We start from the raw sequence: 14118 nt of genomic DNA on the forward strand, positions 1-14118 counted from the left end.
CCCTCGAACCGCCCCCGACGCCCCCTCGAAGACCCGGAGCCGATCGTGAATCCTCAGACGACGCCAGACCCGACCCGCCCTCGCCGACGACGCGCACGCCTCTCCCTCACCACCGCTCTGATCGCCGCTCTCGGCATCCTGGTCGCCCCCCTCACGGCGCCCGCCGCCTCCGCGGCCACTCTCGACCCGGGCGCCGGGCAGAGCACCCGGATCCAGGAGACGAACTCCTCGCTGACCTACAGCGGCTCGTGGCGCACGATGACGGGCGGCGACAGCGGCGGCGGGATCAAGTTCCTCAACAGCACCGGCTCCGTCTCGTTCAGCTTCCGCGGCACCGGCTTCAGCTGGGTCAGCCGCACCACCGCCTCCGCCGGCATCGCCACCGTCACGGTCGACGGCGCGAGCACCTCGGTCGACCGGTACACGAAGACCACGGCGTACCAGGTCCCGGTGTTCACGAAGAAGGACCTCGCCGACACCGTCCACACGGTCAAGATCGCGTGGAGCGGCAAGGCCAACAGCTCCGCGAGCGACAAGAACCTCGTCATCGACGCGTTCGACATCACCCGCGCGACTCCCGCCACCGAGGAGCCGACCGACGAGACCGGCGGCGGCGAGGACGACGGCCCCGTGCTCGACCCCTCCGGAGCGACCAGCCTCCTCGTGCAGGAGACCGACCCCGCGCTGCAGTACACCGGCTCGTGGAGATCGATGGCCGGCGGCGACAGCGGAGGCGGGATGAAGTACCTGACCTCCGCCGGATCGGTGGAGTTCACCTTCGTCGGCACGTCGTGGCGCTGGATCAGCCGGAAGACCTCCTCCTCCGGCATCGCCGCGGTCTCGGTCGACGGCGGACCCGTCACCAAGGTCGACCGCTACAGCTCGACCGCGCAGTACCAGGTGCCGGTCTACGAGACGACCGACCTCGCCGAGGGCACGCACACCGTGACCATCTCCTACACGGGGACGAAGAACTCCAAGTCGACCGACAAGAACCTGATCATCGACGCGTTCGTCCTCGCCGAGGACGGCCTCGCGACCGACGCCGTGGAGCTCTCCCCCCTGACCGACGGCTACACCGTCGCCTGGGACGCGCCCTTCAGCTCGCGGGTCGTCTCGTACGACGTGCACCGCTCGAACGAGGACGGCTCCGGCGACACGGTCGTCGGCACCGTCGCCGACCCGGTGCGTCAGTACCGCGACGAGACCGCCGAGGCGGGACGCGCCTACACGTACACCGTCACGGCGACCGACGACGCCGGCCGCGACTCGCGGCTGAAGGAGTCGGCCACCACCTCGGCCGACATCCTCGCCTCCCGCGCCTCGCTGCTCGCGGCCTTCGACTGCCCCGCCGCCACCAAGACGGTGTCGACCTCGGCGCAGCTCGTCACGGCCCTGACCAACCCCTCCTCCGGCGACGTCATCCGCCTGGCCGACGGCGTCTACACCGGCAAGTTCGCCCTCCGCGGCACCGCCGCCCAGCCCGGGTCGATCTGGATCTGCGGCTCGCCCAACGCGGTCCTCACCTCCGGATCCACCTCGAGCGGCACCGCGCTCATCCTGAACACGGTGAGCGACGTGCACCTCGTGGGCTTCTCGGTCCGCAGCTCCTTCCAGGGCATCCAGGTGCTCGCCAGCAAGGGCGTCCAGATGGCCGGCCTGACGGTGAGCGAGATCGGCTACGAGGCGGTCCACTTCCGCAACCAGACCACCGACTCCCTGATCGTCGGCAGCACCATCCGCCGCACCGGCATCGTCTCCGCCAAGTACGGCGAGGGCGTCTACGTCGGCACCTCCGACCGCAACTGGTGCGAGTACAACAGCTGCAACCCTGACCGCACGGCGCGCATCGCGGTCGTCGACAACACGATCAGCGACACCGGCGCCGAGCCGATCGAGGCCAAGGAGGGCACCCTCGACGGCGACATCATCGGGAACACGGTCCTCGGCGGATCGCGGCTCGCCTCGGACGTCGTCTCGCTGATCCTGGTCTCGGGCAACAGCTGGCTGGCCGCGGGCAACTCCGCCGCGGGCACCACCACCTACGGCTACCAGGTGATCACCCGCGCCGACGGCTCGGGCAACGACAACACCATCAGCGGCAACCTCGCGCTGAAGACCAGCAACGCGGTGGTCTACCTCCACCAGCCGTCCAACTGGTCCACCAGCGGAAACACGCTGAGCTGCTCCAACTCCGGGAAGGACCTGATCGGGAACGTGGCCTGCACGCCGTGACCTGATCCGCTCCCCGCGCGCAGAACCGCCGCCGTCGTCCCCTCGACGGCGGCGGTTCTGCGTGTGCCCGCCTCCCGCCGACCACGCGCGGACGGCCGGGGTCGCGCCCGACTACCGCGGACTCGCGAGGGCGCAGGCGGGCGCTCGTGCGCCCGTGGGCCGCGGGAGGGGGCCGAGAGGACGGGGACGGGATCAGAGCTCGGCTGACGCGCCCGCGCCTCTCCAGCACGCAGAAGTGGGCGGAGTCGCGCGCGAGTACCGCGACTTCTGCTCGCGGGGTCAGCTGGCTCCCGGGAGCCGGTGAGGCATTCGGTCCGGCCACGGCGGGCACTGGAGAGGCCGGAGGTCCGGAGGGGCCGGCCGGGCCCCGGAGAGCCCGCACGGGCCCGCCCCGGAGAGCCCGCGGCCCCAGCACGGGGACGCCGCCTCCTCTCGAGTCCGCGGAAGTCGGCGTGCTCGCGTGCAACTGCCGCGACTCGTGCGGACTCGCGGGGTGAGCGCGCTCGCGGGGGACGGAGAAGGGCCTGGTCCGGCCGCGGTGGGCGCCGGAGAGACTGGGAGGGCGGACGGACCGGCCAGGCCTCGCAGAGCCCGCACGGGCCCGCCCCGGACAAGCGGCGCAGTCCCCGGACGCGGAAGAGCGCACCGCGGCCGGGGCCGGGGTGCGCTCTCCGCAGCGTGCGAGGACGCGATCAGACGATCGCGGGGGCCTTCTGCAGCTTGTGGCGGGCCAGGACGACCGCGCCGACCACGGGGGTGCCGGCGGTCTCGATCCAGTGGACGTCGGCGGCGGCCTGGGGCGAGTCGACCTTGCCCTCGATCAGGACGAGGACGGCGCCGTCGGCCACGCCGCGGAAGGTCGGCGACTGCTCGGTCGCGCCGAGGGTGCCGGTGACGATCAGGACGATGTCGTAGACCTTCTCGAGCTCCTCGACCAGCGCGCGGAGGGCGTCGGTCGGCATCGGCGTGCCGGCCTGGGCGCCGCCCGCGGGGAGCAGGTCGACGCGGTCGGTCGAGCGCTTGATGATCGCGTCGTCGAGCGAGGCGGCTCCGGCGAGCACCTCGCGCAGGCCCGGGCGTCCGCCCGAGGCGGAAGCGAGAGCCGAGCCCTCGGCGGTGCCGTCCACGATCACGACGGACGAGCCGAGCACGGCCAGCGCCTTGGCGAGCAGCACCGCGCTGGCGGTGTGCGGGGTCTTCTCGGACGCCGGGGCGATCGCGAAGGAGGAGTACGAGCGGGTGCGCGCGATGGCGGAGAGCTCGAACGCGACGGCCGAGTAGCGGGCCGGGATCTCGGTCGAGTTCAGCATCTCGTCGAGCTTGGTGGCCTTGACCGGGACGATGCCCAGCAGCGGCCGGTCGATCGCGGAGCGGACGTCGTCGCCGCTGCGGAGGCGGCGGTCGAGGGCGGTCATCACGATCGCCACTCCCACGCCGACCACGGCGCCGCCGAGGATGCCGAGCGCGAGCAGGACGAGGATGCCACCGGTGACCGGCAGCTCCGGCGGGAGCGCCTGGCTGAGCACCTGGAGCTGGATCTGCGGGACGGCGACGCCGTTCGTGGTGGTCGCCGGATCGGCGCCCTTCACGGCCGCGTCGAGCTGGGCGGCGACCGCGTTGGCGATGACCGCGGCCTGCTCGGGCGAGGGGTCGGTGGCCGAGATCGTGATGACCACGGACTCCGGTTCGGCGAGGACGGTCACGCGCTTGGCGAAGTCCTCGATGGGCTCGTCGATGCCGAGGCCGTCGATGACGCCCTGCAGGACGGTGTCCGAGGTGCCGAGGGCGACGGAGGTGACCGTGGCCTGGGAGGCGGCGCTGTTGGCCGCGACCCGGTCCGCGGTCGAGAGGACCCCGGACGAGGAGACCGCGACGTACACGCGTGCGTCCGCCTTGTACTGCGGGAGGAGGACGGCGTTGAGTACCAGGGCCGCCACGGCGCCGAGCAGAGCGAAGGCGACGATGTAGACCCACCTCCGGCCGATGCCGGCGAACAGTCCGTTCAAGGTCATGGTGTGTGGTGTCCCTTTCGTCGACTGCACCGGAGTGCAGGGGGTCTGACTGTAGCGTCGTGATGTGTCGTCCGCGTTGCGCGGACCCGGCCGCGAGGTTTCGCGCGGGAGCGGTGGATCAGAGGTGGGCCTGCAGGAAGGCGAGGATCGCCTTCTTGTTGTTCGGGGTGTTGTTCTGGAGCCCGTGGTGGCCGGAGCCGTCCACGCCGACCTCGGACGCCACTCCGGCGTCCTGCAGGGCGACCTGCATCGCGTCGGCCTGCTCGACCGGGACGAGCTCGTCCTCGGAGGTCAGCCAGATCTGCGGGGCGTCCGTGGAGTCGACCGAGGTGATCGGCGACGCGGGGATGCTCTGCGGGCAGGTCGTCGAGTCGATCTCGTCGCAGTCCAGGTAGGAGAGGATCTGCTCCTTCGCCTCGGGCACCGGCGTGCCCAGCGACATCCCGGTCTCGGTCATGTCGGCGACCGCCGAGAAGGCGACGACCGTCTTGACCCGCGAGCCCTCGGTGAGGGAGCCCTCGCCGAGCGTGCCCATGGTCGCTCCGATGATCGCTCCGGCGGAGCTGCCCATCACGCCGATGCGGGCGGGGTCGAGGCCGAAGCGCGTGACCTGCGCGGGCTCGCGCAGCCACTCCACGGCGGCCTGCGCGTCCTCGATCTGGCCGGGGTACCGGCTGTCCTGGAGGAGGCGGTAGTCGACGGAGACCGAGACGAAGCCGCGCTCGGCGTAGTACTCGCAGAGCTCGGTCATCCCGCCCTCGTCGCGGGCGCCGTCGACGAACCCTCCGCCGTGCAGCATCAGCAGCGCGGGGCGGTCGGTGCCGCCCGCGGTGGGGAGGCAGGCGTCGGCCTTCAGCGAGACGCCGTCGACCGAGCGGTACTCGATCGCCTTCTCCGTCGTGAAGCCGTCGGGCGTGCGGACGGGCTCGGGCTGCGAGGAGCAGCCGGCCAGCCCGAGGGCGACGGCCACGACGGCCGCCAGGACTCCGGCTCTGCGTGCTCGTGTCGTCTTCACTCGTGGGACTCCGCTCTCTTCTTCTCGTAACTGGGGGAGGTGCCGGGCTCATCGGCCGGGACCGCGACGGGATCGGAGACGACTCCGGGGCCGCGCGCAGGGACGGGCACGGGCTTGCGCCGCTTGCCGGGGCCGCCGAGGGCGGCCGGGGGGACGTAGATCCACTTGACCTTCGAGAGGTAGCGGGTCACGAAGAGCGAGAGGACGACCGCGAGCACCATCACGACCAGCAGCAGCGGCACCTCGAAGCCGCCGATCTCGGAGCGGTCCTCGGGGAGGATCACGCGCAGAATCGTGATGGCGATCACGATGAAGTAGAGGTGCAGCAGGTAGATGTGCAGGCTGCGCTCGCCGCAGATCGTGAAGAAGTTCAGGAATCGCACTCGGGAAAGGGCCCGCGACACGAGGATGCCCATCGCGACGGCGGCCATCTGGCCGGCGAGGGCGAGGAACGGCACCCAGCGGATCGGGAAGAGGAAGAGCACCGCGCTCAGCACGACGAAGACCGGAGTGACGTAGAGGAACGCGCGGCTCCCCTTCTGCTCGACGAAGTCGATGATCCTCTTCGAGTAGAGCGTGCCCACCAGGAAGAAGACGAACAGGGCGCCGATGCGGTTCCAGCCCACGTTGGTCGTGTTGAGGAGACCGGTGGTGAACATCGTCCCCATCACCGCGGCGAGGGCGACCTGCACGCGGTGGTCGACCTTGCGCAGGAGCCACGCGCCGAGCGTGAAGAGGACGAGGCCGTAGATGAACCAGTAGCTGCTGCTGGGCCAGAAGAACAGCAGGAGCAGGTTGAGCGGGTCGGTCGCGGGGAGCTCGCCGAGTCCGCCGTTCGCGAGCGGCACGACCAGGTAGAAGGCCATGCGGATCACGGACCAGACCACGTAGAGCCAGAGCAGCGGGTACAGCCTGCGGCGCCAGAGGTCGCCGAAGCTCCAGGTGCGGATGCGCGAGCCGAAGAGACCGGACACCAGGAAGAAGAGGGGCATCGGGAACAGCTCGAACACGACCTTGATGCGGCCGAGAGTGTTCTCGACCCCGATGTCACCGAGGTACAACGACGTGTGGTAGTACACGACCATCAGGATGGCGGCACCCTTGGCGAAATCCACCCATTCGCGTCGGGCCCCGCCCGCAGGCTTCAGCAGCTTCATTCTCTCCCCCTTGTGCCCGGTCGTACCGCTCGTGAATTCCATCCGAGGTGAACAAGGCTCAGAGAAGGACGCAGGCTCGGTCGCAGAATGCGACCGAGGATCAAGACTAAGGGTGTATCGTCCGCGCCGCACATTCGACGGAATAGTGACGAGGACTCGATTGCCGGAAAGCGCACTCCGGCCTCTCCGCTCACCATGGAGACGACGGTCACCGGCGTCCGTTCCCGGCGCTCATCGCCGCACGGTAGAGCGCGGGCGCCGCGGCGGCGAGCCCGAAGAGGACGGAGCGCTTGAGGTCGCGCCGACGCACGAGCGCGACCAGGTGCCGGAGCCCCGCCTCGTCGTGCGCGGCCCGCCAGAGCCGGTCGGCCTCCTCGGGGCTGTGCGCGCCCGAGGTGGCGTCCTTGAAGCGGGAGAGCAGGGAGAAGCGCGCGCGGTAGTAGGAGTAGTCCTGCGAGTCGAGGAGGCGCGGGTCGAGCCCGCGGGCCGTCCGCTCGATCACGGCGGCGAGCCCGGCGAGCGAGTCGGCGCGCTTCGCGCCCGAGCGGATGATCGAGCCCGAGCGGAGGCGGTACTCGTAGACGGAGTCGGGGACGACGACGACCTCGTCGGCCGCGGCGAGCAGCTGCGCGACCTGCGCCTGGTCCGAGTGCTGGCGGATCCGCGTGAACTCGATGCCGTCGAACAGCTCGCGGCGGAACAGCTTGTTCCAGAGGTGCCCGGTCAGCTCCCCGACCAGGAGCGCGGTGAAGGCGCCCCGGCCCGAGAGCGCGAGCGGGCCGCGCAGGGAGCCGACGGGCGTGGATCCGGTGGCGTCGACCGTGACCGCCTGGGCGACCACCACGTCGGCGCGGCCCGCCTCCCCCGCGGTGAGCATGGCCTCGACCGCGGTCTCCGGCCACTCGTCGTCGGCGTCGACCAGCCAGACCCATTCGCCGGCGGCCTCGCCGACAGCGCGCTCGCGAGCGGCCGCGACGCCCTGGTTCTCGTCCTGGCGGAGGTAGCGGATCCGCTCGTGCTCCTCGGCGAACGCGCGGCCGATCGCCTCGGTCCCGTCGGTCGAGGCGTCGTCGACCACGAGGATCTCGAGCTCGGCGTGGGTCTGCCGCAGCAGGCGCTCCAGGGCGGAGGCGAGGTGCGCCTCCTCCTGGTGCGCCGGGACCACCACCGAGACGAGGGTCACTTCTGCCCCACGACCCGGCGGAGCACCGTCTCGAGGTCGCGGCCGCTGGACTCCAGCGAGAAGCGGTCGAGCCAGCGGTCGATGCCGGTGATCTCGAGCTCGCTCGCGCGGATCAGCGCGTCGGCGAGGTCGGAGGCGGAGGGGGTGAGCGCGAGCTCGCCGGTCAGGCCGGGGACGATCGCGTCCGCGACTCCGAGCGCCCCGGACACGGCGACCGAGGGGACGCCGGCGGCGGCCGCCTCGACCAGCACGTTGCCGAAGCCCTCGCGCAGCGACGGGAGCAGCACGACGGCGTTCTCGTCGAAGTGGTGGAACCAGTCCTCGACCCAGCCCATGTCCTGGAAGTCCACGCCGCGCGCGGTCGCCTCCGCCTTCATGCTGCCGAGCAGCGGGCCGCCGCCGAAGGAGACGACCTTCGCGGGGATGCCGCGGCGCTCCAGCTCCTCGGCCGCGAGGATCGCGAGCTCGGGGCGCTTCTGGACGACGAGGCGGCAGGGCAGCACGATCTGCAGGCCCGCCGCAGTACCGGGGGTGCGCGAGACCTGGCGGGAGCGGTCGACCTTGGCGGTCGCCGGGTTCGGCACGACGGTGCAGCGCTCGCCCGAGACGCCGAAGCCGGCGACGAGCTCGCCCGCGACGGGGTGCGAGATCGCGATGACGTGGTCGGCGCGGCGGTAGAGCGTCTTGGCGAGCCCGAGCTGCACCTTCTGGGTCCTCGAGAAGCCCGGGATGCCGAGCGAGACGAGGTTGCGCTCGCTCACGATGGTCTTCGGGCGGTCCGCCTTCGCGGTCATCTCGGCCGAGGCCAGGAGCACGATGTTCGGGTAGCCCTGCAGGGCGACCGCGACGTCGGGGGTGCGGCGGCGGAACAGCTCCTTGAGCATCCGCGCCTTGCCGACGTGGCCCTTGCCCTCGCCGATGCGGTGCAGCACCGCGCCCTCGGGGAGGTACTCGTCGGTGCCCTTCACCGAGGTGGTGACGACGTCGACGTGGTGGCCCTGCTCGAGGAGCCAGCCCATCCAGGTGCGGGCGACGAACTCGGCCCCGCCGCCGTGCAGCGACGTGACGACGAACATGATCCGCATGCGCGGTCCCTTCTCCTGCGCCGCGCTCATCGCACGACCTCCGCGCCGAGGCCGCGGGTGTTGAGCGCCGAGAGGCGGCGCACCTCGGGCATGGCCGCGTCGATGGTGGCGCGCACGCCGCCGTCGCCCGGCTCCGCGAGGATGCGGTCGATCACCGGGAGGACGCGGTCGGCGAAGCCGGGGACCGGCTCGACGCACAGCTGCGGCAGGCCGATGAGGCGCATGATGCCCTCGACCTTGCCCTGGGTGGCGAGGGTGATCGCGGGGACGCCGAGCGAGAGCGACATGATCGCGAGGTGCATGCGGCCGGTGACCGTCAGCAGGGCGTCCTCGGCGAGGCCGCGGATCTCGGCGGGCATGAGCACGCGGTCGACGACGGTGACGCCCTCGGATCCCACGCGCTCGGCGACCGCGCGGACGGCCACCTTGTCGTCGCCGATGGGGCGGGAGACGTGCGGGAGGAGCACGACGTGCACGCCGGCGGCGCGGAGGCGGTCGACGATGCGCTCGTACTCCGGCACCTGGTCGACCATGCCGGCGACGAGGGCGCTCGCGTTCACGAGCGCGAAGGGGACGCCCTCGGGCAGTCCCAGCCCCTCGCGGAAGCTGCGGTCGCGGGTGCGCGCCGAGAAGACGATGTCCGTGACCTCCTCGACGCGCTGCACGCCGATGCTCCGGGCGCGCTCCGCCGAGAGCGGATCGCGGAGCATCGGGACGACGCCGGCGCGGGAGGCGGCGATCAGGGAGCGGCGGGCGGCGAGGCGGGCCGCCGCGTTCCAGGAGAAGCCGAGGATGCGCGTGGGAACCCCTGCCTCGGCGGCCGCCTGCGCGAGCAGGGAGCGGCGGACCGAGCCGCGGAGGCTGTACTTGCCGTCCATCATGTCGGCGCCGACGACCGAGACCGAGCGGGCGCGGCGGATCAGCGCGGCGTAGGCGCGGAGGTCGGCGGCGTGCGCGTCGCCCACTCCGTAGACCAGGTGCGGGAGCTCGACGACCTCGACCCGGTCGGCCTGCTCCTCGGGGATCACGACGTCGCCGGCGTAGCGCTGGACGACCACGACAGGACCGGTGGTGTTCTCGAGGAACGCCTCCAGCATCGCCTGGTCGCCGATGTTGCCGCTGCCGGGAGCGGCGATCACGAGGTGCGACTCGGGCTCGGGTCGGAGGTCCGCGAGGGCGGCGCGGAGCACCGCCGCGTCGCGGCGGGCGGGCAGGCGGGTCGTCGTGACGAAGTCCTTCTTCCAGGACTTGACGACGCCGAGCTTGAGTTTCATCGATCTCTTTCGGTGGGGGGAACGGCGGCGGGAGGCCGCTCGGAGTCGGGGGTGCCGGCCGTGACGGCTCCGTCGACCAGCGCGCTGTCACCGGTGGGGCTGGTGGCGTCGACCGTGGCCGGGGCGGGAGCGGCGGCCGGGCGGCTGCGGCGGAAGTGGCGGCGCAGGTCGGCGAGGCCGAGGATCTGGCGGCGGAACGCGGGGAGGATCAGCATCCAGAGCCCGACCCCGACCAGGACGGCGGCACCGCCCACGAGGAGGCGGAGGACGGGCTGGTCGGCGGCGATCCAGACGGTGGAGAAGAAGGAGCCGACCGTGATCGATCCGAACGCGATGCCGCTGCGGAGGCCGTTGGTGAACATCTCGCGGGCGGGGGCGTCGGAGGTGCGGCCGATCCAGATCAGCGCGATCGGCCAGGTGAGGGCGAGCGAGCCGGCGTACGCGACCGCGACGCCCGTCACTCCCCAGTTGGAGCCGAGCAGGATCAGGACGACCATCAGCGGGCGGGTCGCCAGGCTGTACCAGACGCTCTGGCGCACGAGGCCCTTGGAGAGGAACACCCACCAGGAGCAGTACGCCGTGGCCTGGAAGAACCCGGCCACGAGCAGGATCTGGAAGATCGGGACCGAGGCGAGCCAGCGCTCCCCCAGCAGGATCCGGATGACCGAGTCGGACTGGGAGCCGAGGACGGCGAGCACGAGGCCCATCACCGTCAGCATCGCCGACTGGCCGAAGAGGATGAACGTGCGGAACCGCTCGCGCTCGTCCTGCAGCTTGGAGAGCACGGGCAGGGCGACGCGCTGCGCCGGGGCGTTCAGCTGCTGCAGCGGCAGCATCATCAGCTGGAACGCGCGGTTGTAGAGGCCCAGGTCGACCGGGCCGAAGCGCGCGCCGATGATGACGGAGTCGACGTTCTTGCTCGCGTAGGTCAGCGCCTGGGTCGCGAAGACGCCGCCTCCGTAGCGGAGGAAATGGCCCATCGCCTCGCCGCGGCGGTAGCGGCCGGGACGCCAGCCCGTGATGAAGACCAGCATCAGCACGCCGATGAGCGGCTGCACGACCTGGCTCGCGGCCAGCGCCCAGTAGCCGGCGCCGCCGAGCGCCATCAGCACGCCGACCACGAGGCCCAGCACCTGGCCGACGATGTCGACCAGGGTGAGCTTCACGAAGCGGAGGTGCCGGGCGAGGTCGGCGCGGAACTGCGTCGAGATCCCGTTGAGGAGGAACGTCGAGGAGAGCACGACGGTCAGCAGCTGGAGCCGGTCGTCGCCGTAGAGGGCGGCGATCGGCCACGAGGCCGCGATGACCAGCAGGGTGAGGGTGAGGCCGATGCCCGCGTTCATCCAGAACAGGTTGCTCTTCTGGCCCGGCGTGATCTCCTTCGCCTGGATGGCGGCGGAGGAGAGGCCGAAGTCGCGGAAGATCTCGCCGATGCCGATGATCGCCGTGACCATCGCGAGCAGGCCGTAGTCGGCCGGCGCGAGCAGGCGCGCGAGGACGACGATGCTGCCCAGCTGGACGGCGATGCGGATCGCCTGCCCGCCGATCGTGACGGCGGCGCCGCGGCTCGCGGAGCGGCCGAGGCTCGGAGACGGCTTCTGCGTGGTCCCGGTCATCGGGTCGAGCCCTTCTTGGTGGCGATCGCGCCCTCGTAGGCCTTCTTGAGCTGGAGTCCGAGCACGTCCCAGTCGCGACCGGAGAGAGCGGGGAGCCCCTCCGGCGGACGGGTGCGCGTGCGCTCGAGGGCGGAGGTGATCAGCTCGGGCGTGAGATCGCCGTCGTACTCGATCACCCAGTCGCTTCCGACCTCCTCGGCCAGGGCCGTGTTGGTGGGCGTGCGCGGCACCAGGATCGGCCGGCCGAGCGAGAGGGCGACCAGGATCGAGCCGGAGTTGTGCATCTCGCGGTAGGGCAGGACGATCAGCTCGGCCCGGCCGATCTCGTCGACCATCTCGGCGTCGTCGACCCGGCGGAGCGTGGTGCGCACCCGGGTGTCGCGGGCGGCCCGCTCCTCGACCAGCTCGCGCTGGCCCGTGCTGGGGCTGCCGACCACGTGCAGGGAGAGGGAGTCGTCCTCCACGCCGCGGAACACGTCCATCAGCTCGACGACGCCCTTGTACGGGCGGATGATGCCGAAGTAGAGGACGCGGCCGTGCTCGCGCTCGGGCAGCGGGTGCTGGGCGAACTGGTCGCGGTAGTGCCCGTGCAGCACGGTGACGGCGGGCGCCCGGCCGGGAGTGACGGTCGTGGGGTTCAGGCGGACGAACAGGTCGGTCGCGCGGTCGATCCGGGCCAGCGAGCGGCGCTCGGCGGCGGGACCGAGCTCGTGCGGGTGCAGGTTGTGCACCGTGCGCACGAGCGGGATGCGCTGGAGCGCGAGGCGCACCAGCAGCACGTCGAGGGCGCGGCGGCGGAGGAAGCGGTGCAGCGGGCTGCGGCCGCGGATCATCAGCTCGGGCCAGTGCACGTGCAGCACGTCGTAGTCGGCGAGCAGGGCGCTGCGCCAGGAGAAGAACAGCAGCTCGACGCCGGGGGCGAGGCCGTCGACGATCGAGTCGACGTACTGCGTGGTCGAGTCCGGGGGCGCGAGCGACTGCTGGACGACGAGCGCGGCCGGCGACGAGTCGTTCCTGCGGGAGCGGCGGCTCACCGGTCGCCCCGCATCCCGACGGCCATCGGCGCGTCGAAGATCCGCGCCCCGAGAGGCTGGCGCATCCGGATGCCCTTCGAGAAGTCGGGGACGTGCACCGGGTTCAGGCAGATGATGACGAGGAAGCCCAGGAGCAGGTGGCTGGGGCGGACCGCGTCGATGGCGTTGTAGCCGGCGAGGCAGACCATGAAGCCGAGCAGGCCGGCCGCGGGGCCGACGTCGCGACGGCTGAGCGTGGCGCCGAACATCGCGGCCACCATGATCACGAAGAACAGCAGGCCGGGGATGCCGACGCTGATCAGCAGCTGCAGGAACGAGTTCTCGATGACCACGTCCGAGAACCGCCTGCCGCTGATGCCGGACGTCGCCGCTCCGGAGCCGAGCCAGTGCGTGAGCTCGGCCGCCTTCAGCGACACGGTCACCGCGAGGTCGCGGGCGCCGGCCGAGATGGAGGCGTCGAGGTTGTTGTTGCGGGCGGTGACGGGCTCGAAGTTCAGGACTCCGACGCCCGCGATGAGGCCGGCGATCAGGATCGAGCCGGGCCGGAGCAGCGAGCGGTCCGGGTTGAGGAAGCCGACGGCGACGAGCGCGACGACGACCGCGACGGCGATGGCCGCCATCGGTCCGCGCGAGACGGTCGCGACGACACCGCCCGAGGCCAGGATGCCCAGCAGCAGGTCCGACTTGCGGGAGCCCTGGAGCCAGGAGCCGAAGGCGAGCCCGGCGCCCACGGTGAGGAAGGTGCCGGCGAGCAGCGGGTGTCCGAAGGTGATCTCGGCGCGGTAGAGCGACCAGTGCTGGTCCTGCTCGTAGCCGAGGGCGCCGTAGACGGCACCGAGGATCGGGGAGCTCTGCGCGACCAGCTCGAGGGCGGCGTAGAGGGCGAGCAGCCCGGAGAGGATCACCCACGTCTTGCGCAGCAGCACGGCCTCGCGCTGGGCGTCGAAGACGAGCATCGGCACGCCCACGCAGATCGCGAAGCTGAACAGCCACGAGACGCCCTCGCTCGCGAAGGAGCCGCGCACCGTCGCCACGGCCGACCAGAGCATGAGGGCGATGAACGCGAGGATCACCACGGCCCGCCACGGGGAGAGCACGAGCTCGCGGGTCCACGCCTTGACGGGGGCGCGCCACAGCTCGGGAGCGAGCCCGCGCCGGATCGCCCAGATCACGAGGATGACCGCCCAGAGCGTCATGCGGAACGTCAGGGTCGAGGGGGTGAGCGGCGTCGGGACGAGCGCGAAGAACGCGAGCGCCATCGCCGGCAGCCAGTGCGCGGGGACCCGCAGCAGAACGTAGGCGCCGACGATGCCGCCGACTCCGGCGGCGACCACCAGGAGGCCGGTGGCCGGCTCCCGGGTCGAGAAGATGTACCCCATCCCGAGGACGATCACCAGGGCGACCGAGAAGAGCGCGCCGACGAGGAGTCGTCGCGGGAGGATGTCGATCACGTCAGGGAGTCCTTCTGGCGTCGGAGCGGAGTGGTGGAGGAGGGGGCGGGCGGTGC

At 71.7% G+C, this 14118-nt stretch carries 10 protein-coding genes; 1 reads left to right on the plus strand and 9 read right to left on the minus strand.

Translation table 11 applies throughout. The features are described from left to right. The first annotated feature begins 45 nt into the window (after positions 1-45). On the plus strand, positions 46-2235 hold the full coding sequence (locus C5C10_RS16795; RefSeq protein ID WP_146082191.1) for a hypothetical protein: 2190 nt from the start codon (positions 46-48) through the stop codon (positions 2233-2235). Positions 2236-2927: 692 nt separating this feature from the next. Here C5C10_RS16795 and C5C10_RS16800 read toward each other — a convergent pair. From C5C10_RS16800 to C5C10_RS16840, 9 genes are all read right to left on the minus strand, one after another. Further along, positions 2928-4247, minus strand: coding sequence for a Wzz/FepE/Etk N-terminal domain-containing protein (locus C5C10_RS16800; RefSeq protein WP_104226623.1), 1320 nt, complete (start codon positions 4245-4247; stop codon positions 2928-2930). Positions 4248-4365: 118 nt separating this feature from the next. Then, positions 4366-5262, minus strand: coding sequence for an alpha/beta hydrolase (locus C5C10_RS16805; RefSeq protein WP_104247646.1), 897 nt, complete (start codon positions 5260-5262; stop codon positions 4366-4368). Beyond that, the gene (locus C5C10_RS16810; protein ID WP_181027202.1) at positions 5259-6419 is read right to left on the minus strand and encodes an acyltransferase family protein; all 1161 of its coding nucleotides are present in this window, start codon (positions 6417-6419) and stop codon (positions 5259-5261) included. Before C5C10_RS16810 ends, C5C10_RS16805 begins: the two co-directional genes overlap by 4 nt. A gap of 208 nt (positions 6420-6627) precedes the next feature. Continuing rightward, on the minus strand, positions 6628-7602 hold the full coding sequence (locus tag C5C10_RS16815; RefSeq protein ID WP_181073503.1) for a glycosyltransferase family 2 protein: 975 nt from the start codon (positions 7600-7602) through the stop codon (positions 6628-6630). Next, complete coding sequence (locus C5C10_RS16820; RefSeq protein WP_104222481.1) at positions 7599-8717, minus strand: glycosyltransferase; 1119 nt, start codon at positions 8715-8717, stop codon at positions 7599-7601. The genes C5C10_RS16815 and C5C10_RS16820 overlap by 4 nt, the downstream gene beginning before the upstream one ends. Then, positions 8714-9961: a polysaccharide pyruvyl transferase family protein gene (locus C5C10_RS16825; protein ID WP_104233543.1), complete on the minus strand. Its 1248-nt coding sequence runs from the start codon at positions 9959-9961 to the stop codon at positions 8714-8716. Before C5C10_RS16825 ends, C5C10_RS16820 begins: the two co-directional genes overlap by 4 nt. Then, a complete protein-coding gene (locus tag C5C10_RS18395; protein ID WP_104233542.1) occupies positions 9958-11577 on the minus strand; it encodes a lipopolysaccharide biosynthesis protein in 1620 nt (539 codons plus the stop codon). The genes C5C10_RS16825 and C5C10_RS18395 overlap by 4 nt, the downstream gene beginning before the upstream one ends. Then, positions 11574-12611, minus strand: a complete 1038-nt coding sequence (locus C5C10_RS16835) for a glycosyltransferase (RefSeq protein WP_104249973.1) — start codon at positions 12609-12611, stop codon at positions 11574-11576. Before C5C10_RS16835 ends, C5C10_RS18395 begins: the two co-directional genes overlap by 4 nt. After that, positions 12608-14118, minus strand: a 1511-nt coding sequence (locus C5C10_RS16840; protein ID WP_219813282.1) for an O-antigen ligase, incomplete at its 5' end; no start/stop codon positions are given. The genes C5C10_RS16840 and C5C10_RS16835, both read right to left, overlap by 4 nt.

This window comes from Rathayibacter sp. AY1A3 (genome assembly GCF_002930975.1).
Classification (GTDB): domain Bacteria; phylum Actinomycetota; class Actinomycetes; order Actinomycetales; family Microbacteriaceae; genus Rathayibacter.